Source organism: Azospirillaceae bacterium, assembly GCA_028283825.1.
In the GTDB taxonomy this organism is placed as follows: Bacteria; Pseudomonadota; Alphaproteobacteria; order Azospirillales; family Azospirillaceae; genus Nitrospirillum.
The window spans coordinates 2,536,422-2,561,168 of the sequence record JAPWJW010000003.1 but is presented as its reverse complement, the minus strand read 5'-3'; the positions used below and the strand labels follow the sequence as shown (position 1 = coordinate 2,561,168).

At 67.7% G+C, this 24,747-nt stretch carries 26 protein-coding genes and 1 pseudogene; 10 read left to right on the top strand and 17 right to left on the bottom strand.

Going from position 1 to position 24,747, the window contains the following annotated elements:
• Positions 1–135: 135 nt before the first annotated feature.
• Positions 136–1,290, top strand: a complete 1,155-nt coding sequence (locus PW843_23795; protein ID MDE1149588.1) for a hypothetical protein — start codon at positions 136–138, stop codon at positions 1,288–1,290.
• A gap of 242 nt (positions 1,291–1,532) precedes the next feature.
• On the opposite strand, the gene PW843_23790 is transcribed toward PW843_23795, so the two are convergent.
• The 8 genes from PW843_23790 to coxB all read right to left on the bottom strand — a co-directional run bounded on the left by PW843_23790 (position 1,533) and on the right by coxB (position 8,451).
• Entirely contained in the window at positions 1,533–2,297 is a 765-nt protein-coding gene (locus tag PW843_23790; protein MDE1149587.1) for an SURF1 family protein, read from the bottom strand.
• A 6-nt stretch (positions 2,298–2,303) separates the two neighbouring features.
• Complete coding sequence (locus tag PW843_23785; protein ID MDE1149586.1) at positions 2,304–2,714, bottom strand: DUF983 domain-containing protein; 411 nt, start codon at positions 2,712–2,714, stop codon at positions 2,304–2,306.
• A 17-nt stretch (positions 2,715–2,731) separates the two neighbouring features.
• Complete coding sequence (locus PW843_23780) at positions 2,732–3,601, bottom strand: cytochrome c oxidase subunit 3 (protein ID MDE1149585.1); 870 nt, start codon at positions 3,599–3,601, stop codon at positions 2,732–2,734.
• 91 nt (positions 3,602–3,692) lie between these two features.
• Positions 3,693–4,379 carry a cytochrome c oxidase assembly protein gene (locus PW843_23775; GenBank protein ID MDE1149584.1) on the bottom strand — a complete coding sequence of 229 codons (687 nt, stop codon included), beginning with the start codon at positions 4,377–4,379 and terminating at the stop codon, positions 3,693–3,695.
• A gap of 133 nt (positions 4,380–4,512) precedes the next feature.
• Positions 4,513–4,728: a hypothetical protein gene (locus PW843_23770; protein MDE1149583.1), complete on the bottom strand. Its 216-nt coding sequence runs from the start codon at positions 4,726–4,728 to the stop codon at positions 4,513–4,515.
• Between the two features lie 78 nt (positions 4,729–4,806).
• Positions 4,807–5,739 carry a heme o synthase gene (locus PW843_23765; protein MDE1149582.1) on the bottom strand — a complete coding sequence of 311 codons (933 nt, stop codon included), beginning with the start codon at positions 5,737–5,739 and terminating at the stop codon, positions 4,807–4,809.
• Positions 5,740–5,879: 140 nt separating this feature from the next.
• Positions 5,880–7,493 carry a cytochrome c oxidase subunit I gene (gene ctaD / locus PW843_23760; GenBank protein ID MDE1149581.1) on the bottom strand — a complete coding sequence of 538 codons (1,614 nt, stop codon included), beginning with the start codon at positions 7,491–7,493 and terminating at the stop codon, positions 5,880–5,882.
• A 37-nt stretch (positions 7,494–7,530) separates the two neighbouring features.
• Entirely contained in the window at positions 7,531–8,451 is a 921-nt protein-coding gene (gene coxB / locus PW843_23755; protein ID MDE1149580.1) for a cytochrome c oxidase subunit II, read from the bottom strand.
• A 576-nt stretch (positions 8,452–9,027) separates the two neighbouring features.
• On the opposite strand from coxB, the gene tldD reads away from it, so the two are divergent.
• From tldD to PW843_23740, 3 genes are all read left to right on the top strand, one after another.
• Positions 9,028–10,464, top strand: coding sequence for a metalloprotease TldD (gene tldD, locus PW843_23750; protein MDE1149579.1), 1,437 nt, complete (start codon positions 9,028–9,030; stop codon positions 10,462–10,464).
• An 18-nt stretch (positions 10,465–10,482) separates the two neighbouring features.
• Positions 10,483–11,067 (top strand): DUF5655 domain-containing protein, encoded by a 585-nt coding sequence (locus tag PW843_23745; GenBank protein ID MDE1149578.1) that lies wholly within the window; start codon positions 10,483–10,485, stop codon positions 11,065–11,067.
• Positions 11,068–11,339: 272 nt separating this feature from the next.
• On the top strand, positions 11,340–11,576 hold the full coding sequence (locus PW843_23740; protein ID MDE1149577.1) for a hypothetical protein: 237 nt from the start codon (positions 11,340–11,342) through the stop codon (positions 11,574–11,576).
• A gap of 101 nt (positions 11,577–11,677) precedes the next feature.
• Here PW843_23740 and PW843_23735 read toward each other — a convergent pair.
• Positions 11,678–13,046, bottom strand: a pseudogene (locus PW843_23735) (glutamate--cysteine ligase).
• Positions 13,047–13,115: 69 nt separating this feature from the next.
• Positions 13,116–13,910 (bottom strand): 16S rRNA (uracil(1498)-N(3))-methyltransferase, encoded by a 795-nt coding sequence (locus PW843_23730; GenBank protein ID MDE1149576.1) that lies wholly within the window; start codon positions 13,908–13,910, stop codon positions 13,116–13,118.
• A gap of 234 nt (positions 13,911–14,144) precedes the next feature.
• Between PW843_23730 and ubiA the strand changes: the two genes are divergently transcribed.
• From ubiA to PW843_23705, 5 genes are all read left to right on the top strand, one after another.
• A complete protein-coding gene (ubiA, locus tag PW843_23725; protein ID MDE1149575.1) occupies positions 14,145–15,074 on the top strand; it encodes a 4-hydroxybenzoate octaprenyltransferase in 930 nt (309 codons plus the stop codon).
• Positions 15,071–15,736 (top strand): 50S ribosomal protein L11 methyltransferase, encoded by a 666-nt coding sequence (locus PW843_23720; GenBank protein MDE1149574.1) that lies wholly within the window; start codon positions 15,071–15,073, stop codon positions 15,734–15,736. Before ubiA ends, PW843_23720 begins: the two co-directional genes overlap by 4 nt.
• A 117-nt stretch (positions 15,737–15,853) precedes the next feature.
• Positions 15,854–17,380 carry a UbiD family decarboxylase gene (locus PW843_23715; GenBank protein ID MDE1149573.1) on the top strand — a complete coding sequence of 509 codons (1,527 nt, stop codon included), beginning with the start codon at positions 15,854–15,856 and terminating at the stop codon, positions 17,378–17,380.
• Positions 17,381–17,425: 45 nt separating this feature from the next.
• Complete coding sequence (locus tag PW843_23710) at positions 17,426–17,665, top strand: hypothetical protein (protein ID MDE1149572.1); 240 nt, start codon at positions 17,426–17,428, stop codon at positions 17,663–17,665.
• A 5-nt stretch (positions 17,666–17,670) separates the two neighbouring features.
• The gene (locus PW843_23705) at positions 17,671–17,982 is read left to right on the top strand and encodes a type II toxin-antitoxin system RelE/ParE family toxin (protein MDE1149571.1); all 312 of its coding nucleotides are present in this window, start codon (positions 17,671–17,673) and stop codon (positions 17,980–17,982) included.
• A gap of 6 nt (positions 17,983–17,988) precedes the next feature.
• Here PW843_23705 and PW843_23700 read toward each other — a convergent pair whose 3' ends face one another.
• Positions 17,989–18,732, bottom strand: a complete 744-nt coding sequence (locus PW843_23700; GenBank protein MDE1149570.1) for a copper homeostasis protein CutC — start codon at positions 18,730–18,732, stop codon at positions 17,989–17,991.
• Positions 18,729–19,682: an ROK family protein gene (locus tag PW843_23695; GenBank protein MDE1149569.1), complete on the bottom strand. Its 954-nt coding sequence runs from the start codon at positions 19,680–19,682 to the stop codon at positions 18,729–18,731. Before PW843_23695 ends, PW843_23700 begins: the two co-directional genes overlap by 4 nt.
• A gap of 105 nt (positions 19,683–19,787) precedes the next feature.
• Between PW843_23695 and PW843_23690 the strand changes: the two genes are divergently transcribed.
• Positions 19,788–20,813: a LacI family DNA-binding transcriptional regulator gene (locus PW843_23690; GenBank protein MDE1149568.1), complete on the top strand. Its 1,026-nt coding sequence runs from the start codon at positions 19,788–19,790 to the stop codon at positions 20,811–20,813.
• On the opposite strand, the gene PW843_23685 is transcribed toward PW843_23690, so the two are convergent.
• The 5 genes from PW843_23685 to PW843_23665 are packed head-to-tail and all read right to left on the bottom strand — an operon-like array spanning position 20,803 to position 24,610.
• Positions 20,803–21,579, bottom strand: coding sequence for a transporter substrate-binding domain-containing protein (locus tag PW843_23685; protein MDE1149567.1), 777 nt, complete (start codon positions 21,577–21,579; stop codon positions 20,803–20,805). The two genes, PW843_23690 and PW843_23685, sit on opposite strands and share 11 nt — an antisense overlap.
• A gap of 17 nt (positions 21,580–21,596) precedes the next feature.
• Complete coding sequence (locus PW843_23680; protein ID MDE1149566.1) at positions 21,597–22,514, bottom strand: isoaspartyl peptidase/L-asparaginase; 918 nt, start codon at positions 22,512–22,514, stop codon at positions 21,597–21,599.
• Positions 22,511–23,290 (bottom strand): amino acid ABC transporter ATP-binding protein, encoded by a 780-nt coding sequence (locus tag PW843_23675; GenBank protein ID MDE1149565.1) that lies wholly within the window; start codon positions 23,288–23,290, stop codon positions 22,511–22,513. The genes PW843_23680 and PW843_23675 overlap by 4 nt, the downstream gene beginning before the upstream one ends.
• Positions 23,268–23,939: an amino acid ABC transporter permease gene (locus PW843_23670; GenBank protein ID MDE1149564.1), complete on the bottom strand. Its 672-nt coding sequence runs from the start codon at positions 23,937–23,939 to the stop codon at positions 23,268–23,270. Before PW843_23670 ends, PW843_23675 begins: the two co-directional genes overlap by 23 nt.
• Positions 23,939–24,610, bottom strand: coding sequence for an amino acid ABC transporter permease (locus PW843_23665; GenBank protein MDE1149563.1), 672 nt, complete (start codon positions 24,608–24,610; stop codon positions 23,939–23,941). The genes PW843_23670 and PW843_23665 overlap by 1 nt, the downstream gene beginning before the upstream one ends.
• Positions 24,611–24,747 lie beyond the last annotated feature (137 nt).

Here is a 24,747-nt window from a genome sequence, read left to right as displayed (position 1 = left end):
CGGCCATGGGACCGACCCTCTGAACATCAAGCCTTCCCCCTTGTATCACCCTATGCCGAAGCCGGACCGCCCTGTCGGTGCGCCCGAGGCTTTTGATGGGCCTGAACAGCGGGTTAAATGGGGTTGTGGCGGAACATGGGGCTTCTGCACGCGATCATGCTGGCCGGCACCCTGGCGGTGGTGGCGGGCGTGATCGTCCTGGCGCTGGGCAAGTTGGGCGAGTCGGCCATCGACCGACAGCCGGAGCTGCGCCATGCCGAAAGCCGACTGCCCCTGGGCGCCCAATTGGAAAACCGGTTCGAGAACCGGGAAAGCGAATTGCGGTCGGAATTGACCGTCCTGCAAAACGCCCTGGGCGAGTTGCGCCGCCGCCGCTACGCCCTGGACAAGGAACTGGAGGACGCGCGCCGCGCCGCCCAGGCCGCCATCCGGGTGGTGGGGCGGGAGGATTCCGGCCAGAACCGGTTTGTCGCCTGGATGGTGCAACCGCCAGGTGCAGACCGCCCTGGCCGAGGGCAAGGCGGCACCGGGCCTGGATCCCGACTGGGCGGGCCCACAGGTGATCGAGATCTGGGCAGACAACCTGGCCGACGCCCGGCGGGACGTTCAGCGTTATTACCCCCCACCCCTGGGTTACGTGCTGCTGAGCATACAGCTGAGCAACAGTGGCGTGGCCAAGGCCCCCGAATCCGGGCAGGAGAACGTGGCATGATGGCCCTGATGCTGAGCCTGCTGGCCGTGGTGATGGCCGCGGGCGTCGCCAGTGAGCGCGCCTGGACCCGCATCGCCGAGGCCAAGACGCGCCGCCGCCAGGCCCTGACCCGCCGGCGGGAACAGGCGGAGCGCGTGCGCCGCCTGGCCCGCGTCACCTATGGCCTGAAGCAGCAGCGCCGCCACCTGTTGCTGACCATGGAAACGTTGCAGGACGATTGCGCCCGGCTGGAGCAGGAGACCAAGCGCGCCGCCCGGCCGGAAAACCGTATCTTCGTGCTGGAGGAGCGGCGCAACCCCGCCGACACCGCCTGGCTGACGGTGGTGGAGGTGGGCGGCACCGTGGCGGAGAACGCCCAGCCGGCCAGCGTGCCGTGGCAGCGCCGCCGTTTCCTGCTGTGGGGGTCCGACGACGCCAACGCCCGCGCCCGCCTGGAACGGCGCTTCCCCCTGGCCAGCGGCTTCCGCGTCACCAGCCTGGCGCAACGGGCGGCGCCGATGGCCGCCGGCCAGGCGCCGGCCCCAAGCACCACGCTGGAAACCCGCGCCGCCAAGGCCGCCCGCCTGGCTGCCTCTTGATATTTGTTCCTCAAGCGCCGGCAGGCCCATCCGGGCCTTTGGCTATCCTCCCTTTTCAGTCCGCTGAAGCTCCCCGAAAAGGTCCGGCGCCCGCGGTCGCGGGCTTGTTTGATTCTTATTCCCTCAGACGGCGGGCGCGGGCATCCGCCCGCTTGCCTCATCCTCGATTTCCAGTCCGCCTTCGGCTCCCCGGAAATCTCCGGCGCCCGCGGTCGCGGGCTATTTGAGTTAAGAATTAGGCATCAAGCCTCGGCCTCTACCCGGCTGAAACGCAAATAGGCGATGACGGCCAGGGCGACGGCCAGACAGTACCAGGTGAGCGCGTATTGCAGGTGGTCGTTGGGTACGGTGACGCGGGTCTGGCCGCCGACGGGGAAGCCGCCGGGGTTGGGGGTGGCTCCCGCCTCCACCACCACGGGTTCGGGCAGGTCGGTGCCGGCCTTGGCCGCCATGGCCGGCAGGTCGTACCATAGCCAGAAATTATCCTTCACCAGGTTGTCCGGCTGCATCCAGGCGCGCGGCGGCGGCACGCGGGCCACCCCCTCCACCGTCACCTCCCCCGCCAGTTGGCCGTCCAGCCGCAAGGTGGGATCCTTGCCCTGGGTCGGAACCCAGCCGCGATCCACCAGGACCACCCCGCCACCGTCCGCCCGCACCAGCGGCGTGACCACGTCGTAGCCGGGCACGCCCTTCAGTGAGCGGGCGCCCAGGTACAGTTCATGATCGTTCAGGAAATGGCCGGTGACGCGCACCCGCCGATAATCCCAAGCCTTCGGATCAGCGATGGTGGCCGGCAGGTCGGTGGGCGCGGCCGCCATCTGGTCCTGGATATGCTGCAATATCCCCTGTTTCCAGAACAGCCGCTGCACCTGCCAGGTGCCCAGGCCGACCATGAACACGATGGCCGTTCCCGCCACCAGCCCGCCCCAGAAGGTGGGACGGAAACGGCGGCGCCCCTTGGCGGCGGCGGGTCCGGTGGAGGCAACGGTGGTGGACGGAGACGTCATGCGACCTTAGTCCTTGTGGCTGTCGTCCGGCGCGGGCTCAGATGAATCGGCCGGGTCGTCGAATTCAGCGCGGCGATAGCGGTATTGCAGGGCGAAGACCACGCCCTTGGCCGGGCGCAGCAGGCCCAGGGTGCTGCCCAGGATGACCACGCCCCAGACCATGCCGGTCAGCCACAGGGGCCAGTCCACCCGCATGGACACCATCAGGGCCACGGGCACGATGATGAAGCCCAGAAGGAAGATCAGGAAGACGGCCGGCCCGTCGCCGCTGTCGCCCCGCGCCAGCTCCAGCCCGCAAACAGTGCAGCGGTCCGCCACGGTGAGGAAGCCCGTGAACAGATCGCCCCGACCGCAGCGGGGACACTTGCAGCGCAAGCCCGCCAGGATCGGGGCGATGGTAGAGGCATCCGGTTCCAAAGGCGAATTCGCCCGGGTCAGTGCGGGACCCCGCCACGCGGGAGGGAACCCCACCAGTAGATGCTGATGAACAGGAACAGCCAGACCACGTCCACGAAGTGCCAGTACCAGGCCGCCGCCTCGAACCCGAAATGGCTCTTGGGTGTGAAGTGGCCGGCGCGGGTACGGAAGAAACAGACGATCAGGAAGATCGTGCCGACGATGACGTGGAAGCCGTGGAAGCCCGTCGCCATGAAGAAGGCGCCGGTATAGGCGTTCTGCGCGAAGCCGAATTCCGCGTGATAGTACTCATAAGCCTGGAAGCAGCTGAACAGCAGGCCCAGCAGGATGGTGAAGCCCAGGGCCTTCGCCGCCTCCTTGTTCTTGCCCTCGATCAGGGCGTGGTGCGCCCAGGTGACCGTGGTGCCGGACAGCAACAGGATGACCGTCATCAGCAAGGGCATGTCGAAGGGGTTGATGGACTCGATCCCCTTGGGCGGCCACACGCCGCCGTTGGCGGCGCTGCGCGCCACCTGCTGCGCCTCGTTGAAATAGATGCTGGTGTCGAAGAAGGCCCAGAAGAAGGCCACGAAGAACATGACCTCCGACGCGATGAACAGCGACATGCCGTAGCGCAGGCCGATCTTCACCACCGGGGTGTGCAGCTTGCGCACCACCGATTCGCCGATGACGTCGCGCCACCAGGCGAACATGACGCCCAGCACACCCAGGAAACCGACGATGGCCAGCACCCAGCCGTGGCCGTGCATGCCCAGCACCGCCCCCGTGGTCAGCAGGCCCGCCGCAGCAGCCGCGACCAGGGGCCACGGGCTGGGATCGACCAGATGATAAGGCTGCTTGATGACTTCAGAGTCGCCGGGTGCGGAATGTGCCTGGACTTCAGCCATGTTTTTGTTTCCCTCGGATCAAAACAACGCGTGGTCGTCAGATTTCGGCGGTCATTGCCGCCCCGGTCCGTGATGCCCTCCCTGGGCCCCCTCAGCCGGGAGGGGACTGGACACTTCCTTGGTAAACTTTCCTGCCGCCCCCGTCCAGAGGTTGTGCGGTGGCCGAGCCATTGCCCGGCAACGCTTCAGACTTTGGTATGAGAGGCGTGGCGGCCGCCGGTTGTGTCGGCGCGTCCTGAACGGCCGCCGCGGTCTGATCCGCCGCGCGGAAGAAGGTGTAGGACAGGGTGATGGCGCCCACGTCCTTCATGTGCGGGTCGTCGGCCACCGAGGGGTCGACGAAGAAGGTGACGGGCATGTCCACCTCCTGCCCCGGTTCCAGCCGCTGGCGGGTGAAACAGAAACACTGGATCTTGTTGAAATAGATGCCGGCCTTGTCGGGCGTGACGTTGAAGGTGGCCGTCCCCACCAGCGCATGGTCCGACAGGTTCTTGGCGCGGAAGTGCGCCTCATTCACCTCCCCCAGCTTGACATCAACGGCGTTCTGCACCGGGCGGAACTGCCAGGGCAGGTCGCGGTTCACGACGGCATCGAAGCGCACGGTCATGACGCGGTCGATGATGCGATCGGCACCGCGCGTCGCCACCTGGGTGGTGCCACCGAAGCCCGTGGCCCGGCAGAAAACGCGGTAGAGCGGCACGGACGCGAAACTGAGGCCCACCATGCCGGCCACCAAGGCCAGCGCGCCCACCAGCATGCGACGGTTGCGCCGTGCCAGGGCGTCGGGATCTGGTCGTTGAGTCGGGGGGGCAGAGGTCGTCACGCGGTCCGTCTCCCTGTCTGGCTTTCGCCATGGGGCGGGTTTTCCCGCCTGATTCTTCACGCAGTGTGGGCCCCGGGGTGGGCGCGCGTCAATTACCGGGCGCGTTCATGCCCATGCGCACGATGGCGACGACATAGATCAATGCGACGAAGCCGATCAACGCCAAGAATAGCGCCACGTTCTTGGACCGCTGACGGCGCGCGCGCTCGGCGGGGTCAACCGGGACGGCTCCGGGTGCGGCCGGGGCCGCCTCGGCCTGGGGGGTGCCGGAGACTGGGGTACCGGAAACGGGGATGTTTGCCATGGGGTGGGATCACGGTTCCTGAAGATGGACGGCAGAACCAGGATAGCCTGCCGCCCGGCCTTAGGATAGGCCACACCCTTAGATGGCGAGGACCCAGGCGACCAGCCGTTCACCGATCAGGATGGCCAGCAACAGGAAAAGGTAGAGGATGGAATAGGCGAACATCTGCTTGGCGGCACGGTAGGTCCCGCTCTTGTCCAGCATGACGCGCACGGCGCAGGCGACGAACAGCAGGCTCAGGATGGTGGTGCCGACCAGATAGGCGATGCCGCCCACACCGAACCAGTGCGGCGCCATGGCGATGGGCACCAGCAGCAGGGTGTAGATCAGCATATGGCGCTTGGTCACCGCCTCGCCCGCCACCACGGGCAGCATGGGCACGCCGGCGCGCTGGTAATCGCCGCGCCGGAACAGCGCCAGGGCCCAGAAATGCGGCGGCGTCCAGAAGAAGACCAGCAGGAACAGCAGCACCGGGCCGATGGCGACGTCGCCCGTCACCGCCGCCCAGCCGATCATGGGCGGGAAGGCGCCGGCCGCACCGCCGATGACGATGTTCTGCGGTGTGCGGCGCTTCAGCCACATGGTGTAGACCAGGACATAGAAGGCGTTGGCGAAGCCCAGGATCGCCGCCGCCACCCAGTTGACCGCCAGGCCCATCAGCAGGACCGACGCCACCGACAGCACCACGCCGAAGGCCAGCGCCTCATCCGCGTCCACCCGCCCTTGCGGGATCGGCCGGCCGCGCGTGCGTTCCATCACCGCGTCGATGTCGCGGTCGTACCACATGTTGATGGCGCCGGCGGCACCGGCGCCCACGGCGATGCACAACAGGGCCACGACAGCCAGCACCGGATGCAGCTTGCCCGGCGCCACCACCAGGCCGGCCAGGCCGCTGAACACCACCAGCGACATGACCCGCGGCTTCAGCAGGGCGAAGTAGTCGGCGACGGTCCCCGGCAGGCGGTCGGTACGGACGCTGTCAGTCTGGCCTTCTAAGGCGGTATCGGTCATCGGTCTTCGCATCTCATCTGACGAGGCCGTCACCATGCGGGGAAACGGCACCGCCTTTAATCAGGCAAAACCGCGCGGGAAGCCACCCCTCCCGCGCGGTCGTCGCCTATGCAGATGATGCCACCCTCAGCGCGGGTTCGTCACTTGATGCGCGGCAGCACCTCAAACTGGTGGAACGGCGGCGGGCTGGACAGCGTCCATTCCAGGGTCGTTTCACCCGTGTTCCAGTAGTCGGCGCCAACGCGCCGGCCGAACATCAGGGTATAAAGGGCCATCACGACGAAGAACAAGGTGGACCCGAAGGAAATGTACGCCCCGATGGAGGATATCTGGTTCCACATGTGGAAGGCGTCGGGATAGTCCGGGATCCGGCGCGGCATGCCCTGCAACCCCAGGAAGTGCTGGGGGAAGAACGTCAGGTTGACGCCGATGAAGGTGGTCCAGAAATGCAGGTGGCCGGCCCATTCCGGGTGTTCCCGGCCGGACATCTTGCCGATCCAGTAGTAATAACCCGCGAAGATGGCGAACACCGCCCCCAGGCTCAGCACATAGTGGAAGTGGGCGATGACGTAGTAGGTGTCGTGCAGCATCACGTCCAGGCCGCCATTGGCCAGCACCACGCCGGTGACGCCGCCCACGGTGAACAGGAAGATGAAGCCCATCGCCCACACCATGGGCGGCTTGAAGTCGATGGAGCCGCCCCACATGGTGGCGATCCACGAGAAAATCTTAACGCCGGTGGGCACGGCGATGATCATGGTCGCCGCCGTGAAGTAGGCGCGGGTGTCGACATCCAGGCCCACGGTGAACATGTGGTGCGCCCAGACGATGAAGCCGACCACGCCGATGGCCACCATGGCGTAGGCCATGCCCAGGTAACCGAACACCGGCTTGTGGGAGAAGGTGGAGACGATCTGGCTGATGATGCCGAAGGCCGGCAGGATCATGATGTAGACTTCGGGATGACCGAAGAACCAGAACAGGTGCTGGAACAGCAGCGGATCGCCGCCGCCGGCGGGGTCGAAGAAGTGGGTGCCGAAATTGCGGTCGGCCAGCAGCATGGTGATGGCGCCGCCCAGCACGGGCACGGCCAGCAGCAGCAGGAAGGCCGTCACCAGCATCGACCACACGAACAGCGGCATCTTGTGCAGGGTCATGCCCGGCGCGCGCATGTTGAAGATGGTGGTGATGAAGTTGGCCGCACCCAGGATGGATGAGGCGCCGGCCAGATGCAGGGCGAAGATGCCCATGTCGACCGACGGCCCGCTGTGCCCCAGGGTGGAGGACAGGGGCGGGTAGATGGTCCAGCCGGTGCCGGCCCCCGGCCCGATCAGCGAGGATGAGACCAGCAGCAGGAAGGCCGGGACCAGCAGCCAGAAGCTGATGTTGTTCAGGCGCGGGAAGGCCATGTCCGGCGCGCCGATCATCAGCGGCACGAACCAGTTGCCGAAGCCGCCGATGACGGCCGGCATCACCACGAAGAACACCATGATCAGGCCGTGGGCGGTGATCAGCACGTTCCACTGCTGGCCGATGTCGGCCGACAGGTGGTTCAGGATCTGGACGCCCGGCTCCTGCAATTCCATGCGCATGATGACGGAGATGGCGCCCCCGATCAGGCCGGCGATGACCGAGAAGATCAGGTAGAGGGTGCCGATGTCCTTATGGTTGGTGGAGAACAGCCACCGCTTCACGAACCCGGGCTTATGGTCGTGATGCGCGTCGTGAGCCGTGTCGTGGGCTGCGTGCGCCATATTTCCAGTTCCCTTTGCTAGATCGTGCGGCGGCGGTTCAGCGCGCGGCGTCGGCCGCGGCGGACGCCGTGCGGACCTTGTTGGCCTGGTCCGCCGTGCGGACTTTGTCGGCCTGGTTGGAATGGTCGAGCGTGGCCAGGAAGGCGCGGCCGGCGTCGATGCCGGCGGTCTTGGTCTTCTCCGCCCAAATCTTGTAGTCCTCCTTGCTCAAGGCATGGACGACGATGGGCATGAAGCCGTGGTTGGTGCCGCAGATCAACGTGCACTGGCCGTAGAAGATCCCCTCCTGGTCGGCGCGGGTCCAGGTCTCGTTGATGCGGCCGGGCACGGCGTGCAACTGCACGGCCAGCGAGGGCACGAACCAGGAATGGATGACGTCGGCGCCGGTCAGCAGCAGGCGGATGTTGGTCCCGACCGGCACCACCATCTCATTATCGACGGTCAGCAGGCGGGGCTGGCCCGGCTTCAGATCGTCGTCACCGACGATGTTGCTGTCGAAGGAGACGTCGCCGTTGTCCGGATATTCATAGGACCAGTACCACTGGTGGCCGGTGATCTTCACCGTCATCTCAGGGTTGGGCGTGCGATCACCGTAGTACAGCACCCGGAAGGACGGCACGGCCACGATCACCAGGATCAGCACCGGCAGCACGGTCCATGCCACCTCAAGCAGCGTATGGTGGCTGGTCTTGGACGGCACGGGATTGGCGCGGCGGTTGAAGCGGACGACCACCGTCAGCAGCAGCAGCAGGACGAAGGCGACGATGCCGATGATGATGTAGAGCAGCAGCTGGTGGAAACTCTCCAGCTGCACCGCCACCGGTGAATAGGCGTGCTGCATCCCGAACTTGCCAGCCTCCGGCATGCTGACCACCGGGTCGGCCAACGCCATGGAAGCGTGCCCCACCAGGGCCGTCATAAGGGCCGCAAAGGCGGCGGCGATCTTGCGTACGGACATCCCTCACCACTCTCTCGTTGCCGGGGGCGCCAGGCGCCCCACCCGAAGATTGTCGTCCTATGGATCGCGCCGGTGCCGCCTTCCCTGTCATCGAAGGCGCCCGCCGGTCGCTGAATGCCGCCCCATCCTCCCGAATATTCTTTATGGGCCCCGTTCCTGACCTGGTTTCCCCGCGCCCACGCCCGGTGCGGCGGGCGATGCGGAGGGGAGGTCGGCGAACAAGGCCTGCCCGGGATTTGGACCCAGCATCAACAGGCGCCCGATGGTTGAGGCAACCCGTATCGTTGCAAACCATAACGTTCCCAAACCTTGACGTAAAGCAGGCACCGCACCCGACGCGTACACCGAAGGGCGTAATGATGAGATATCCGAACCCGTTACGGTGGCGGCCCACTTTGGCAAACGTCACAGCCTGGCCGTGCCGGCACCCCCATCTTTTCCACCGTTTCCGGGCATCCGGCGGGGCTGGCGGCCTTTACCCCTGGCGGCAACGGCGGCGACGCGCCATCTTATGGGCATGCCTGTTCGCGGGATGACGGTCCCCGTTTTCCCGCCCGACACCCGGAGTTCCGACCCATGAGCCTGCTCGCCCAGACCGACGATCTGTTTTTCACCCGGGCCGGATTGGACCGCACCCGCACCGAATCGATCGTGGCCGACGCACTGAAGGGCGGCGACGATGGGGAGCTGTACCTGGAATATGCCCAGTCCGAAGGCGTGTTCTGGGACGACGGCAAGCTCAAGAGCGCGTCGTTCGACACCACCCAGGGCTTCGGCCTGCGGTCCGTCGCCGGCGAGACCACCGGCTTCGCCCACGCCTCCAACCTGTCGGAAGACGCGCTGAAGCGCGCAGCAGCCACGGTGCGCACGGTGCAGGCCGGCCACGGCGGCATTTATGCCGAGCCGCCGGTGGGCACCAACCGCGCCCTCTACGCCTCCGACAACCCACTGTCGCTGGTGCCGTTCGAGGCCAAGGTGAAGCTGCTGGCCGACATCGACGCCTATGCCCGCAGCCGCGATCCCCGCGTGCGCCAGGTCAGCGCCAGCCTGTCGGGCGAATGGCAGGCGGTACAGATCATCCGCGCCGACGGCCACCGCGTGGCCGACGTCCGCCCGCTGGTGCGCCTGAACGTCTCCGTCGTCGTGGGCGAGGGTGACCGCATGGAGGCCGGCAGCTACGGCGCCGGCGGCCGCGTGGCGTATGAGCGTTACATGCAGCCGGAAACCTGGCGCCACCATGTGGACGAGGCCCTGCGCCAGGCCCTGGTCAACCTGGCCGCCATCCCGGCGCCGGCGGGCGAGATGCCGGTGGTGCTGGGGCCGGGCTGGTGCGGCGTGCTGCTGCACGAGGCCATCGGCCATGGGCTGGAGGGCGACTTCAACCGCAAGTCCACCTCCGCCTTCTCCTCCCTCATCGGGCAGCGGGTGGCCGCCCCCGGTGTCACCGTGGTTGACGACGGCACGCTGGAAGGCCGCCGCGGGTCCATCACCGTGGATGACGAGGGCACGCCCAGCCAGTGCAACACCCTGATCGAGGACGGCATCCTGGTCGGCTACATGCAGGACCGCATGAACGCCCGCCTGATGGGGGTGAAGCCCACCGGCAACGGCCGGCGCCAGGGCTTCAGCAGCGTGCCCATGCCGCGCATGACCAACACCATGATGCGCTCGGGCGACCGCACGCCGGAGGAGATCCTGTCCTCCGTCAAGCGCGGGCTGTACGCCGTCAACTTCGGCGGCGGCCAGGTGGACATCGTGTCCGGCAAGTTCGTCTTCTCCGCCTCCGAGGCCTATCTGATCGAGGATGGCAAGATCGGCCCCTCGGTCAAGGGCGCCACCCTGATCGGCAACGGCCCCGACGCCCTGACCAAGGTCACCATGATCGGCAACGACAGCTGCCTGGATGAGGGCATCGGCGTCTGCGGCAAGCAGGGGCAGAGCGTGCCGGTGGGCGTGGGCCAGCCCACCCTGCGCATCGACGGGCTGACCGTCGGCGGCACGGCCGCCGCCTGAGCCGAGGGCTCCCGGGCGATGGGCAAAAGCCCCGACGAGATGAAGACCGCCATTCTGCGCAACCTGCCGGCCAAAACCGGCAGGGACGCAGGAGGTTGGACGGCCCTGATCCAGGCGGCGGGGCTGACGGACGCCAAGGCCGCCGCCCGCTGGCTGAAGCAGGCGCACGGCCTGGGCGGGGTGACCGCCCAGGTGCTGGCGGCCCACATCCTAGGCGGCCTCTATAATTTGGGGCCGGAACAGCGCCTGGACAGGCTGTATCAGGGGCGCGAAGGATTGCGTCCCCTGGGCGACCGGCTGACGGCCCTGGCCCTGGGACTGGGCCCCGATGTCAGCGTCAATGTGCTGACGACCATGATCTCCTTCAGCGCCGCACTGAAGTTCGCGGAAGCGAAACCCGCCGGCAAAGGCCGCATCGATCTGGGCCTGGCGCTGGGCCACGCCCCCCTGTCCGATCCGCACCCGGCGATGGTGGCGGTCAGGACCGGCGATCCGTCCGACCGCATCACCTGGCGCATCCCACTGAAGACAGCGGATGAGGTGACCCCGGAAGTCGCCGCCTGGCTGGCCCGCGCTTATGGACACGTCCGCCCGGGCGTTTGATCAGCCCCAGCCCTCTTTCAGACTTGTATATTTCCGCCAGAAACGGCGGCAGGACAGACTTGCATGATAAAATCCGCATGCATTCCCCCCACCGATCTGCGAGCATTCGCCCACAAAGCGCACCCGTGCTCGGGCACGCCTGCTTGCCGCGCAGGGCTGGACGGAAACCGGTTGCAATAACGCAACCCTTCCGATCAGAACGACGGTTGCAGGTGCGGCATTAGTGCGCATAAATCATACAGTTGCTTTTTTGCGTCCAACATGGGGGCTTCATGCGTACTCACCTGATTCTCGCGGCAAGCTTCGGTCTCGCGCTGATGACCGCCGGCTGCCAGACCAAACCGGACAACCCGGCCGATGCCACCGCCGCGGCGCAGGCGGCCAATAACGCCCAGCGTTATTGCGTCAATACCGGCAGCCGCCTGGGTGGTTCCTGCAACACCGGCGGGCATGCCGACGCGAAGGACATCCTGAACCGTCCGCAGCAGGGCCGGCCGCCAGGGTCGTGATCACGCCCAGTATCTGCGGGCTTTGAAAACGAAAACGCCGCCCGGCTCCAGGGGGAAGCCGGGCGGCGTCGTTATTTTCAGCCGGGCTTCAGCCCGCGATCTCAATAAGCGTATTCGGCATAGACGCGGTCGATATCGCCGCCCCATTCGCCGTTGAACTTATTCAGCAGTTCCGTGGCGGGTGAGATGCCGCTGTCCACGATTTCCTGCAGCGTATCCAGGAAGTGGCTTTCGTTGTCGCCCATGCCGGCCATGCGGGCGCGGGCGTCCAGGCCGGCGCGGGAGATGGCGACGGTTTGCCGCGCCAGGTCCAGCACGGTGCCACCCCGGAACGGGGTATCCAGGCCCAGGCGCGGCACGTTGTTGCGCAACTGCGCCCGCTCTTCCTCCGTCCAGTCCTTGATCATGTCCCAGGCGGCGTCGAGCGCAGTGGTGTCGTACAGCAGGCCCACCCACAGTGCCGGCAGGGCGCACAGGCGCGCCCACGGGCCGCCGTCGGCGCCGCGCATCTCCAGGAAACGCTTCAGCCGCACCTCCGGGAACAGGGTGGTCAGATGGTCCACCCAGTCGGTGATCAGCGGCTGCTGTCCCGGCAGGGCCGGCAGCTTGCCCGCCAGGAAGTCACGGAAGCTCTGGCCCGACGCGTCGATGTAGGTGCCGTCGCGGTAGGCGAAGTACATGGGCACGTCCAACGCATGGTCGGCGTAGCGCTCGAACCCGAAGCCGTCCTCGAACACGAAGGGCAGGTCACCGCAGCGGTCGGGGTCGGTGTCGGTCCACACATGACTGCGCAGGCTCTGGAAGCCGTTAGGCTTGCCTTCCCGGAAGGGGCTGTTGGCGAACAGGGCCGTGGCGATGGGCTGCAGGGCCAGGCTGACCCGGAACTTCTTCACCATGTCGGCTTCGGAGCTGTAGTCCAGGTTGACCTGCACGGTGGAGGTGCGGGTCATCATGTCCAGGCCCATGGTGCCCTTCTTGGGCATGTAGTCGCGCATGATGCGGTAGCGGCCCTTGGGCATCCAGGGGATGTCTTCCCGCTTCCACTTCGGATTGAAGCCCAGGCCGATCATGCCGATGCCGAGGTCGGCGCCGATGGCGCGCACCTGGGCCAGATGTTCCGACACCTCGCCGCAGGTCTGGTGGATGGTCGACAGCGGCGCGCCCGACAGTTCGAACTGGCCGCCGGGTTCCAGGGTGATGCTGGCCTGGCCCTTGATCAGGGCGATGACGTTCTCGCCCTCCTTCACCGGGGTCCAGTCGAAGCGGGACGCCATCTCGTTCAGGATGCGGCCGATGCCCTGCTCCCCCTCATAGGGCAGCGGGCGGTTGTCGCCCAGGCGGAAGGCGAACTTCTCGTGTTCCGTGCCGATGCGCCACGCGTCGGCCGGCTTGTTGCCCTGCTCCAGGTTACTCGACCAGCTGCCGGCGGTCGGTGATGGGGGCACCCTGGCTATTAGGCGGCGCAGACATCAGGTCGGTCCTTCTTCACAAGGCTTGGCAATTCGTGACGGAGCGGGCGGGCGGATTGGAAACAGGCACTCAGCGAAACGGCGGACGGGCATCCTGACCCGGCGCCGCGGTCCAGTCGCCCGCCAGCGCCTGCCAGACGGCAAGCACGGCGAAGGCGGCCGTGTCCGCCCGCAGGATGCGGGGACCCAGTCCGACCGGAACAACAAAGGGTGTTTTGGCAAGCTGGTCAAGCTCACCGGAATGGAAGCCCCCCTCCGGACCCACCAGGAACGCCACCGGGCGCCCGGTCGCAGTAGCCGCCGTCACAGCCGCGGCCAGGGGCTGGGCGGCGCCCGCCTCCGCCGCCACGAACAACGTCCGGTCGCGGGTCCGGGGGTTGGTGGGCCAATCCGCCAGGATCGTCGCCAGATCGGCCAGCGGGGCGACCTCGGGCACGGACAGGCGCTCACACTGCTCCGCCGCCTCCACCGCATTGGCGCACAGCCGGTCCAGATTGACGCGGGGCACATCACCCCGGCGGGTCAGCACCGGCACCAGCCGCGCCACACCCAGCTCCGTCGCCTTTTCCACCACATATTCGGTGCGCCCGCCCTTCAGCGGCGCGAACAGCAGCCAGGCGTCGGGCCCGTCGCCTTCCGGCGGGCGGGTCTGTTCCAGCAGGGTCAGGGTGCCGCCGGACTTGGACAGGGTGGCGATCTCCGCCAGCCATTCGCCGCCGTCGCGATTGAAGACCAGCACCCGGTCGCCCGACGCCTGGCGCAACACGCCGCGCAGGTAATGCGCCTGATCGCCCGACAGCGGCGCCGACAGGCCGGCGGCCAGCGAAGCGTCAAGGTGCAAACGTGTACGGGGACGATCGGCCATGGGTCGTTCATGAAACGGATAAGGGGAACGGGAAAGGTCTAGATGCGGAACATTTGTGCCTTTGTCCATTGTACCCATTTAACATTCCTGGGTTTTGCCCAGCATTTTCCGGCCGCTGCCCGACCTGCGGCTTGTCCGCCGCCCCCATGCGGCGGCGCGTGACCGCCAGCCCGCTTCCCGTTAAGGTCCCAGCCACCAGGGGCGCGCCCCCGCCGCCCGCCACCCGAGGCACCCATGCACAGCGAAACCGCCGCCGGCCATACCGACATCCGCCGGGGCGACTGGATCGACCGCCACCTGCCGCCCCCCGCCCGGCCCTATGCCCGGCTGGCGCGGCTGGACCGGCCCATCGGCACCTGGCTGCTGCTGCTGCCCGGCTGGTGGTCCATCGCCCTGGCGGCGGAGCCCGGACACCTGCCGAACCTGTGGCTGATGGTGCTGTTCGGCATCGGGTCCGTGGTCATGCGCGGCGCCGGCTGCACCATCAACGACATCCTGGACCGCAAGTACGACGCGCTGGTGGAACGCACCCGTGTGCGCCCCATCCCCAGCGGTGCCGTCAGCGTGCCCCAGGCCATCGCCTTCCTGGTCGCCCAATGCCTGGTGGGCCTGGGCGTGCTGGTGCAGATGAACGGCGCAACCATCATCATGGGGGCGGCGTCCCTGGTGCTGGTGGCGGCATATCCGCTGATGAAACGCGTCACCTGGTGGCCCCAGGCCTTCCTGGGCCTGACCTTCAACTGGGGGGCGCTGCTGGGCTGGGTGGCGGTCAAGGGCACACTCGGCTGGCCGCCGGTGCTGCTGTATATCGGCGGCATCCTGTGGACCCTGGGCTACGACACCATCTACGCCCACCAGGACCGTGAGGACGACGTGAAGGTGGGGGTGAAGTCCACCGCCCTGCGGCTGGGTGCGGCCTCCAAACGCTGGATCCTGGGCTTCTACATCGGCGCCACTGTGCTGTGGCTGTTGGCCCTGCTGCCGACCGGCATCCACACCTTGGCCTATCTGGGCGTACTGATCGCCGGGGCGATGCTGATGCGCCAGGCCTGGATGTGGCGGCCGGAGGATCCGGCGGACAGCCTGGCGGCCTTCCGCGCCGCCCGCATCGCCGGCTGGGTGCTGCTGGCCTTCATCATCCTGGGCATGGCAGTGGCCCGGTGAGGCCCCCGCCCCAGGATCGCGCCACCTTCATCCGCGCCAACACCGCCCCCGAAGCCCCGGCCCTGGTGCCGGAACTGACCCTGCTGACCGCCACCGAGATCACGCCGCTGTGGCAGGCGACGGAGGACACGCTGGCGGCCAAGGACCTGCCCCCACCCTTCTGGGCCTTCCCCTGGGCCGGCGGCCAGGCGGTGGCCCGTCACGTGCTGGACCATCCCGGGCTGGTGCGGGGCCGCCGCGTGCTGGACTTCGCCGCCGGCGGGGGCCTGATCGCCATCGCCGCCGCCAAGGCCGGCGCCGTCCAGGTCTCCGCCGTGGAGATCGACGCCTACGCCATCGCCGCCATCGGTCTGAACGCCGCCCTGAACGGCGTGACGGTAACCGCGGAGGAACGCGACATCGTCGGCCAGGCGTTGCCGGACATCGACGTCGTGCTGGTGGGCGACGTCTGTTACGAGCGCCCCATGGCGGAACGGGTCATCGCCTGGCTGCGCGCCCTGGCGGGCCAGGGCATCCTGGTGCTGATGGGCGATCCCGGCCGCACCTACCTGCCCAAGGCCGGCTTGACGGCGCTGGCCACGTACCGCGTGCCCACCACCCTGGAACTGGAAGACCACACCCATCGCGACACCGTGGTGTGGCGGGTTGAGCCAGCCCCTTGACCTGATAGGCCCGTATCCGCTCCTTTTAGAGCAGATCGCGGAAAGGCGGAATCGCCTTGAAGCGGAATCTGCTCGCTGAACAAGAACTTGGCGCCTGACCGTTTCGGACGAACCCCCATGCCCTACGCCTCCCTTCGCGACTTCATCGACCGGCTGGAACAGGCCGGCCGCCTGGTGCGGGTCAAGACCCCCGTCTCCAGCGTCCTGGAACTGACCGAGATCCAGACCCGCCTGCTGGCCGAGGGCGGACCGGCCGTGATCTTCGAGAACGTGACCAAGGCGGACGGTACCCGGTCGGAGATGCCGGTGCTGGTCAATTTGTTCGGCACGGTGGAGCGCGTGGCCTGGGGCATGGACCGCGAACCGGATCAACTGCGCGAGGTGGGGGAGACCCTGGCCTTCCTGAAGCAGCCGGAGCCGCCCAAGGGCCTGCGCGACGCCTGGGAAATGCTGCCGCTGATGAAGACGGTGCTGTCCATGCGCCCGCGCACGGTGGGAACGGCGCCCTGCCAGGAGGTGGTGCTGACCGGCGACCAGGTGGATCTGGGCCGCCTGCCCATCCAGAGCTGCTGGCCGGGGGAACCGGCGCCGCTGATCACCTGGCCGCTGGTGGTGACGCAGGGCCCCACCGCCAACGACAAGGACGGCCTGGCGGAGGACAGCTTCAACCTGGGCATCTACCGCATGCAGGTGCTGGGCCGCGACCGCACCATCATGCGCTGGCTGAAGCACCGCGGCGGGGCACAGCACCACCACCGCTGGAAAGAGGCCGGCAAGCGCGAGCCCCTGCCCGCCGCCGTGGTCTTGGGTGCGGACCCCGGCACCATCCTGGCGGCGGTGACCCCGGTGCCGGAGACGCTGTCGGAATACCAGTTCGCCGGATTGCTGCGCGGCAAGAAGGTGGACCTGGTCGACTGCAAGACCGTGCCGCTGAAGGTGCCGGCCCATGCCGAGATCATCCTGGAGGGCTACGTCTCGCTGGACGAATACGCGGACGAGGGGCCCTACGGCGACCACACCGGCTATTACAACTCCGTGGAGCGTTTCCCCGTCTTCCAGGTCACGGCCATCACCATGCGCCGCGACCCCATCTATCTGTCCACCTTCACCGGCCGCCCGCCGGATGAACCGTCGGTGCTGGGCGAATCGCTGAATGAGGTGTTCATCCCCCTGCTGCGCCAGCAGTTCCCGGAGATCATCGATTTCTGGCTGCCGCCGGAGGGCTGTTCCTACCGCATCGCCGTGGTGTCGATGCGCAAGGCCTACCCCGGCCACGCCAAGCGCGTGATGATGGGCGTATGGTCCTTCCTGCGGCAGTTCATGTACACCAAGTGGGTGATCGTCGTGGACGACGACATCAACGCGCGGGACTGGAAGGACGTGATGTGGGCCGTGTCCACCCGCATGGACCCGGCACGCGACATCACCGTCATCGAGGGCACGCCCATCGATTACCTGGACTTCGCCAGCCCCGAGTCAGGATTAGGCGGCAAGGTCGGCCTGGACGCCACCAACAAGCTACCGCCCGAAACCCACCGCGAATGGGGCGAGAAGATCGCCATGGACCAGTCGGTGGTGGACGAGGTCACCCGCAAATGGGCCAGCTACGGCCTGCCGGGCAGTGGCAAGCCGATCTGGAAGTGAGGCTTGCCACTGGTGCGACGGCCGCCTGCGGCGTAAACTATAGGCATGGCTGGAACCGTCATCCGTACCACCGTCGACAAACTGTCAGACGAACTCGCGCCCTTCGCCGGCAACCGCCGGGTGGAGGTAAGGGTGATTGACGCGACGGAGGAGGAAGAGGACGCACACCTTCAAGCGTTGGTGCACGCCCGGATGAATGATGGCCTGCCTGGTATTCCGGCAGATGTAGTCTTCGCCGAGGCGAAGGCGCGCATCTTGGCAAAGAAAAAGGCGCAGAGCCGCTGAAGCGCATGCGGCCAGTGATCTTTCATCCCTTCGCTCGCCGCGATTTCGATGACATCGCCGACTTCATTTCAGATGACAATCCCGACCGGGCCTTGGCCTTTGTCGAGGGATTGGAAGCGGCGTGCCGACGACGGGCGCAGTTTCCGGCGAGCGGCAAGCGATGTGACCATATCGCCGCCGGTCTTCTTCGGTTTCCGCACAAGAACTACGTCATCTATTACCGGGTCCAGACATCCGGGACGGTCGAGATCCTGCATGTCCTTCATGGTGCACGGGACCATGAAGCCGTGATGCGGGACGACATTCCGAATCAGTGATCCGCCTCAGTAGATGTCCCGGATCGCCGCGGCCAGCCACATGACGGTGGCCGCGTCCGTCTCGCGCGCGCCGCGCTGGACGAAGCCGAAATGCACCAGCTGTTCATCCACCACCGCCGGCGCCATGCCGCAGGAGGCGTGGACCTCCGTCACGCCGGTGCGCTGGATCAGGTCAACGGCGTTGTCGGCGTTCACGCCGCTGCCGGCCATGATGCTGATGCGGCCCTGGGCCTGGTCCACCAGGTCGGCGATGGTCTCCATCCCCTCCACCGCCGTGCGGGCGCCGCCGGAGGTCAGCACCCGTTCGAAGCCCAGCTCGATCGCCGCCTCCAGCGCCTCGATCGGGTCGGGGGTCAGGTCGATGGCGCGGTGCAGGGTTTTGCCCAGGCCGTCGGCTCGGTCCACCAGGATGGACAGGGCGGCCACGTCCAGTTCGCCATTGGGCAGGCTGGCGCCCAGCACCACGCCGGACAGGCCCAGCGCCCGCACGGTGTCGATATCGTCGCCCATGACGTCCAGGTCGGACCGGCCATAGACGAAGTCGCCGGCGCGCGGCCGGATCATGGCGTAGGACGGCCGGGGGCAGGATGCCGCCAGCGCCATCAGGCCGCGCGACGGCGTCAGGCCACCCAGCGCCAGGGCGGAGCACAGCTCCAGCCGGTCAGCACCGCCCTTGATGGCGGCGGCCACGCCCGCCGGACTGTCCACGCACACCTCAAGCTTCATGCGATGCAGATCCCCCCGGCTCATGCCCGCGTCCCCCCTTCCCCACCGTTAGCATTCAACCAGGCCTGTCCCAGGATGGCCGCCCCCAGCAGGCCGGCACGGCCGCCCAGCACCGTGGGCACCAGTAGCGGCCCGGTCGTGGGCCGCAGGATGCGGTCGCGCACCGTCCGGTCCAATGCGGCGATCAGGGCGGGATTGGACGACAACCCGCCGCCCACCGGCACCAAGCCCGGGCCGATGGCATTCACCACTACCGCCAGCGGATCGGCCACCAGGTCCAGGTAGATCTGGATGGTGCACACCGCCGCTGTCTCGCCGTCACCCCAGGCGTTCAGCAGGGCGTGGCTGTCCAGCTGGACGCCGTGCAGCGCCTGGTGCAGCCGTTCCAGGCCACGGGCGCCGCCCACCGTATCGACACAGCCCGCGCGACCGCAGCCACAGGGCAGGCGCGCCAAGGTGACGGGGGGATCGCCGGCGATCTGCTTCAGCACCGCGCCATGGCCCCATTCGCCGATGACGCCGCCGGCACCGCGCACCAGCCGCCCGTCCACCACCAGGCCGCCGCCCACGCCGGTACCGAGGATGATGCCGAACACCACGTCCTGGCCGCGCGCCACGCCCACCGTCGCCTCCGCCAGCACGAAGCAGGCGGCATCGTTGGCCACCACCACCGGGCGGCGCAGGGCCGCGGCCAGGTCGGCCACCAGGGGGCGGCCCGTCAGGCAGGGGATGTTGGCGCAGCTGGCGATGCCGGTGGCGGGGTCGACGCTGCCGGCCAGCGCCAGGGCCACCGGCGCACCGGCGGGACCCGGTGCCTGGGCGATCAAATCGGCCAGGGCCGCGACGAAATCGGCATGGTCGCGCGCCGGCGTGGGCACACGCCCCACCACATCCACGCGGCCTGTCGAGGCGACATCTGTACTGGCTACCCCCAGGGAAATGAATGACCCGCCGATATCGAAACAGTATATCAAGATTGAAATCTTCTTTCGTGGCGAAGCCTGGTTTTGATGGGACTGAACCAGAATCGGTGGGCGCGGCGATTTAAAGGCGATCAGGGGGTGGGGGATATGCCTGGATTGGACGAGCCTAACGTGAAAGAGGATACCAGCGACCGCACGGGTTTACCCCTGCCGGCCAACCCCACCATCAGCGACGTGGCCGAGCGGGCCGGCGTGTCGCGGGCGGTGGCGTCACGGGCCCTGTCGGATGAACAGCGCCCGGTGTCGGCCGAGAAAAAGGCACGCGTGCTGCAAGCCGCACGAGAACTGGGATTCCGTCCTAACCTACTGGCCCGCAGCTTGACCACCAAAAGCGTCAACTTGGTGGCTGTCGTCGTCAACCATATCCATGATTTGAGCGACCTGGACCTGTTCGACCCCCTGCTGGCCGCCGTGCAGGCCACGGGCAAGCAGGTGATCTTCATCCGCGTCGGGTCCAGCGACCGGGTGGAATCCTTCCTGCGCACCGGTGTGGCCTATCATGTGGACGCGGCCATCGTCTTTTCCGACTTCGCCGACGCCGCCACCGCCCGCACGCTGTTCCGCAGCGACCAGGTGCTGATGCTGAACGGCCGGCACGACCAATCCTCCCCCGCCGTCATCCCGGACGAGGGCGTGGGCATCCGCGAGGCGGTGGCCCATGCGGCATCCCGGGGCGTGCGCTCGGCCGCCCTGGTGACCGGCCGCCCGACCTCCGCCCTTGAGCAAGCACGCATCCGCCTTTACCACGCGGCGCTGACCGCCCACGGCATCCGGCTGACCACCACGCTGCAGGGCGATTATTCCTACGCCAGCGGGCGGCAGGCCGGCGCCACGCTGGCCGCCGGTGCCCGGCCGAACGCGGTGTTCTGCACCTCAGACGCCATGGCTATGGGCGTGCTGGACCGCCTGCGGGCGGAGTTTCCGGACGGACGTCCAACGGCCACGCGACTGTACGGCTTCGACAATCTGTCGCTGACGGATTTCGACGCCTACCCCATCTCCTCCATCGGCTATGACAAGCAGGCTTATGTCGATGCGGTCATCGCCGTGCTGACGGGCCGTGCCACGGGCCCCTGGCCGCTGACCCTGCCCACCCGCTTCCACCCGCGGCTTACGGGTTGAGCATCGGCACGGCGGCGTCCTTGCCCCACCATTTGCGGTAGTTGGCCTCATAGGCGCCGGACTTGATGTAGTCGGTGACGAAGCCGTTGAGCCAGCGCAGGAAATCCGGATCGCCCTGGGCCAGGCCGATGGCGATGGGGGCGTTGGAATAGAGATCCGGCAGGGTCTTCAGGCTGGGCGTGGTGCTGGCCAGGTAATCCATCATGGACGAATCCTCAATGCCAGCATCCACCCGCCGCTGGGTCAGCAGCAGCACGCCGTCGGGCGCGAAGGTGTCGGTATAGACCAGCTTCGCCCCCGGCACCGCCTGGCGCAGGAAGGCGTCGCCCGTGGTGCCCCGGCCCACCACCACTTTCCGGCCCACCAGGTCCGACAGTTGGTTGATGCCGGCACTTTTCTGCACGATGACGCGCAGGCCCACGCGGTTGTAGGGGATGGTGAAGGATATCGCGCGCGCCCGTTCCGGCGTGGCCGTCAGGTTGGCCACCGCCACGTCGATCTGGCCCGACACCAGCATGCTGACCCGCGCGTCGCCGGACACGTCGGTATATTCCACCGACACGCCCAGCTTGTCCGCCAGGCGCTTGGCCACATCGACGTCGTAGCCGGCGGGCGCGTTGCGCTCATCCCGGAAGCCGATGGGCTCCCCGCCCAGCGATACGCCCACCCGCAGCACGCCGCGCTGGCGGATATCCTCCAGCTTGCCGGCCCAGGCGGGCGTGACGATCAGCAGGACGGCCAGGCAGGACAACAGCTTACGCAGCATGGAGGATCTCCGGATCATCAGGCGACGCGGGCGGTGCGTTCCTCCGCCGCGGGCAGCGACGGGTCCCAGTACCAATACCGGATGGCGGGGCCGCAGCGGAAGCTGACGACCTCATGGTTGCCGTGGGCATCCAAGGCATGGATGACCACGCCGGCCAGGAAACCTTCGTCCAGTTGGGCCAGGTCGGCCACCGCCATGTCCACCGCCTCGCGCAGCGTCCGGCCCAGTTGCAGGGCTAGCACGATGGACCGCGCGGTGCCGCAGCGCACCGTCATCTCACCGGTGTGGGTGCAGGCGGCGGCGCCAAAGCGGCTATCGGCGTAGAAACCGGCGCCGGCGATGGGCGAATCGCCCAGGCGGCCGGGGTACTTCCACGCCCAGCCCGACGTGCTGGTGGCGGCATGCAGCCCGCCGCCCATGTCGCGGCCCAGGAACACGGTGGTGTCGCGCACCCGTTCGGGATCGGTGATGGTGCGGCTGAGCGGCGCCAGGGGGATGTTGGGGAAGGCCGCCAGGTCGGCCGGCGACAGTTCCTTTTCCAGCCGTTCCCACCACACCCGGCGCGACTCGTCCAGCAGGGTGGGCTCCACCTGGAAGCCGCATTCCAGGGCGAAGCGGCGGGCGCCGTCGCCGGTCAGCAGGATGTGCGGCAGGCGGCGCATCACCTCCAGCGCCACCGCACTGGCCGACACCACGTCGCGCAGCGCGCCCACGGCCCCCACCTGGCGGGTGGTGCCGTCCATGACGCCGGCGTCGAACTCCATCTCCCCCAGCATGTTGGGCCAGCCGCCGTAGCCCACGCTGCGCACGCTGGCCTCACGCTCCACATGCGCGATGCCGGCCACCAGGGGCGCCGGCCCCCGTTCCCCCGCCCGTAACTGGTCTATGGTGGTCTGGAAGCCGGGCCAGGCCTCGGAATTGGCGATCAGGATCACGACGGTCCCCCAACAGGCGTCATTTTGGACAGGAACTGCCGCACCCGGGGATGGGCAAGCCCCCCGGCCTCGGCGAAGAAATCGGCGGTGGGCAGGTCCACGACCAGCCGGCCCTGGTCCAGGAACACGATGCGGGTGGAAATGTTGCGGGCGAATTCCACCTCGTGCGTCACGAACACCATGGTGGTGCCCTGGACCGCAAGGCGCGCCAGGATGACCAGCACCTCCGCCGTCATCTCCGGGTCCAGCGCGCTGGTCACCTCATCCAGCAGCAGGTAGCGCGGGTTCATGGCCAGCGCCCGGCAGATGCCCACCCGCTGGCGCTGGCCGCCCGACAGCTGGGCGGGATAGGCGTCCGCCTTGTCGGCCAGGCCCACGCTGGCCAGCAGGTCCCGCCCCTGGGCCTCCGCCTCGGCGCGCGGACGCTTCAGCACCACCTCCGGCGCCAGGGTAACGTTCTTCAGCGCGGTCATGTGGGGGTAGAGGTTGAACAGCTGGAACACCGTGGCCGACAGGCGCCGCGCCTGGGCCAGTTGGCGCGGCGCCGCCACGTCCAGGCCATCCACCGTGATGCGGCCGCCGTCCAAAGCCTCCAGCCCGTTGATGCAGCGGATCAGGGTGCTTTTGCCCGACCCGCTGGAGCCCAGGATGGTCACCACCTCGCCCGGGGCCACCACCAGGCTGACGCCATCCAGCACCGTCTGGCCACCGAAGCGCTTGACCACCCCCTCGACACGGATCATCGCCCCACCTTCATAGTCCCAGCGGGGCGGCATGCCGCCGCAGCCGCCCTTCCCAGTAATGACCCAGCAGCGCCACCGCCTTGGCCGCCGCGAAATAAAGCGCGCCCACCAGGGTCCACACCACGAAGGGGCGAAGCGTGCGCAGGTTCAGGATGTCGCCGGCCTTGGTCAGATCCACCACGCCGATGACGGACACCAGCGAGGTCACCTGCAACTGGTTGACCGCCAGCCCCACCAGCGGGCCCACGGCGAAGGCCGCCGCCTGCGGCAGCAGCACATGGCGCAGGATCTGCCGGCGGTTGAGGCCGCTGACCCGTGCCGCTTCCACCTGGTCGCCCGCCACCGCGTCCAGGCCGGCCAGGGCGATGAAATAGACGAAGGCCGCCGTGTTGGCCGACAGGGTCAGGCCGGCCGCCACGACCGGGGTCAGCGCCATGTGGATCAGCGCCGGCACGCCGAAAAACACCAGAAACAGCTGGACCAGCACGGGCGAATTGCGCAGCAGCTCCAGCAGCGCATGCAGGAACGCCCCCACCACGGGCACGCGGAAGTGCCGCGCGGCCGCCGCCGCCGAGCCCAGGACCAAACCCACGGCGAAAGTGCCCAGGAACAGCGCCAGACTGACGCCCAGCCCCTGCCCCACCAGCACCACATCATGCCAACTGAAGCCACCGTGCCGCATCACGCCCGCCCTCCCTGGGGCAGGTGGCGGTTCAACCGCCAGTGCAGCGCGGTGATACCCAGGGAAACGGCATAGGTCAGCACGGCGTAGGCCACCAGCAGGAAGCCGTAGACCTCGAACGGGCGATAGGTTTCAGCGGCCACCCCCTTGGCCATGCCCGTCAGTTCATCCAGGGTGATCATCGACAGGATGGAGGAACTGAGCACCAGGTTCACGAAGATGGAACCCAGGGGCCGGATGGCGGTGCGCAGGGCGATGGGCAGGATGACCAGGCGGAAGGTGGCGGTGCGCGTGAGACCACTGACCCGGGCCGCCTCCACCACACCGGGATCGATGGCCAGGATGCCGCTGCGCACCACGTCGGAGGCATAGGCGCCCCCCGCCAGCGACAGCGCCAATGCGCCCGTCCGGAAGGCGTCGATGTAAACCCCCACCTCCGGCAGGCCGTAATAAAGAAAGAACACCTGCACGATGAAGGGCACGTTGCGAAACACGTCCACGTACAGCCGCGCCAGCCGGCCGGGCCAGCGTCGCGACACCGCCGCCAGCCCCACCCCCGTTCCCAGCGTGAACGCCCCCGCGATCCCCAGCGCGCACACCTCGGCCGTCATCACCGCGCCGTCCAGCAGCGCGTCGAGATGGGGCAGCAGCACCGTGGGGTCCAGGGGCAAGGGCGGATCCGGGATATGAAATCGGTTTCAGCGTACGTGCGGGCATTGCATTGTCAACGCCCAAGCACGTCCCGGTGGTCCTATCATGTCCGGACGCAAAGAAGTAGGGCCGTGGGGGTTGGTGCCCCACGGCCCTG

What these genes read in the sequence shown, in the direction of transcription:
- PW843_23795 (MDE1149588.1), top strand. Translation starts at nt 136, where the DNA reads ATGGGGCTTCTGCACGCGATCATGCTGGCCGGCACCCTGGCGGTGGTG.
- PW843_23790 (MDE1149587.1), bottom strand. Translation starts at nt 2,297, where the DNA reads ATGACGTCTCCGTCCACCACCGTTGCCTCCACCGGACCCGCCGCCGCC.
- PW843_23780 (MDE1149585.1), bottom strand. Translation starts at nt 3,601, where the DNA reads ATGGCTGAAGTCCAGGCACATTCCGCACCCGGCGACTCTGAAGTCATC.
- PW843_23770 (MDE1149583.1), bottom strand. Translation starts at nt 4,728, where the DNA reads ATGGCAAACATCCCCGTTTCCGGTACCCCAGTCTCCGGCACCCCCCAG.
- PW843_23765 (MDE1149582.1), bottom strand. Translation starts at nt 5,739, where the DNA reads ATGACCGATACCGCCTTAGAAGGCCAGACTGACAGCGTCCGTACCGAC.
- ctaD (MDE1149581.1), bottom strand. Translation starts at nt 7,493, where the DNA reads ATGGCGCACGCAGCCCACGACACGGCTCACGACGCGCATCACGACCAT.
- coxB (MDE1149580.1), bottom strand. Translation starts at nt 8,451, where the DNA reads ATGTCCGTACGCAAGATCGCCGCCGCCTTTGCGGCCCTTATGACGGCC.
- tldD (MDE1149579.1), top strand. Translation starts at nt 9,028, where the DNA reads ATGAGCCTGCTCGCCCAGACCGACGATCTGTTTTTCACCCGGGCCGGA.
- PW843_23745 (MDE1149578.1), top strand. Translation starts at nt 10,483, where the DNA reads ATGGGCAAAAGCCCCGACGAGATGAAGACCGCCATTCTGCGCAACCTG.
- PW843_23740 (MDE1149577.1), top strand. Translation starts at nt 11,340, where the DNA reads ATGCGTACTCACCTGATTCTCGCGGCAAGCTTCGGTCTCGCGCTGATG.
- PW843_23730 (MDE1149576.1), bottom strand. Translation starts at nt 13,910, where the DNA reads ATGGCCGATCGTCCCCGTACACGTTTGCACCTTGACGCTTCGCTGGCC.
- ubiA (MDE1149575.1), top strand. Translation starts at nt 14,145, where the DNA reads ATGCACAGCGAAACCGCCGCCGGCCATACCGACATCCGCCGGGGCGAC.
- PW843_23715 (MDE1149573.1), top strand. Translation starts at nt 15,854, where the DNA reads ATGCCCTACGCCTCCCTTCGCGACTTCATCGACCGGCTGGAACAGGCC.
- PW843_23710 (MDE1149572.1), top strand. Translation starts at nt 17,426, where the DNA reads ATGGCTGGAACCGTCATCCGTACCACCGTCGACAAACTGTCAGACGAA.
- PW843_23705 (MDE1149571.1), top strand. Translation starts at nt 17,671, where the DNA reads ATGCGGCCAGTGATCTTTCATCCCTTCGCTCGCCGCGATTTCGATGAC.
- PW843_23700 (MDE1149570.1), bottom strand. Translation starts at nt 18,732, where the DNA reads ATGAGCCGGGGGGATCTGCATCGCATGAAGCTTGAGGTGTGCGTGGAC.
- PW843_23685 (MDE1149567.1), bottom strand. Translation starts at nt 21,579, where the DNA reads ATGCTGCGTAAGCTGTTGTCCTGCCTGGCCGTCCTGCTGATCGTCACG.
- PW843_23675 (MDE1149565.1), bottom strand. Translation starts at nt 23,290, where the DNA reads ATGCCGCCCCGCTGGGACTATGAAGGTGGGGCGATGATCCGTGTCGAG.
- PW843_23670 (MDE1149564.1), bottom strand. Translation starts at nt 23,939, where the DNA reads ATGCGGCACGGTGGCTTCAGTTGGCATGATGTGGTGCTGGTGGGGCAG.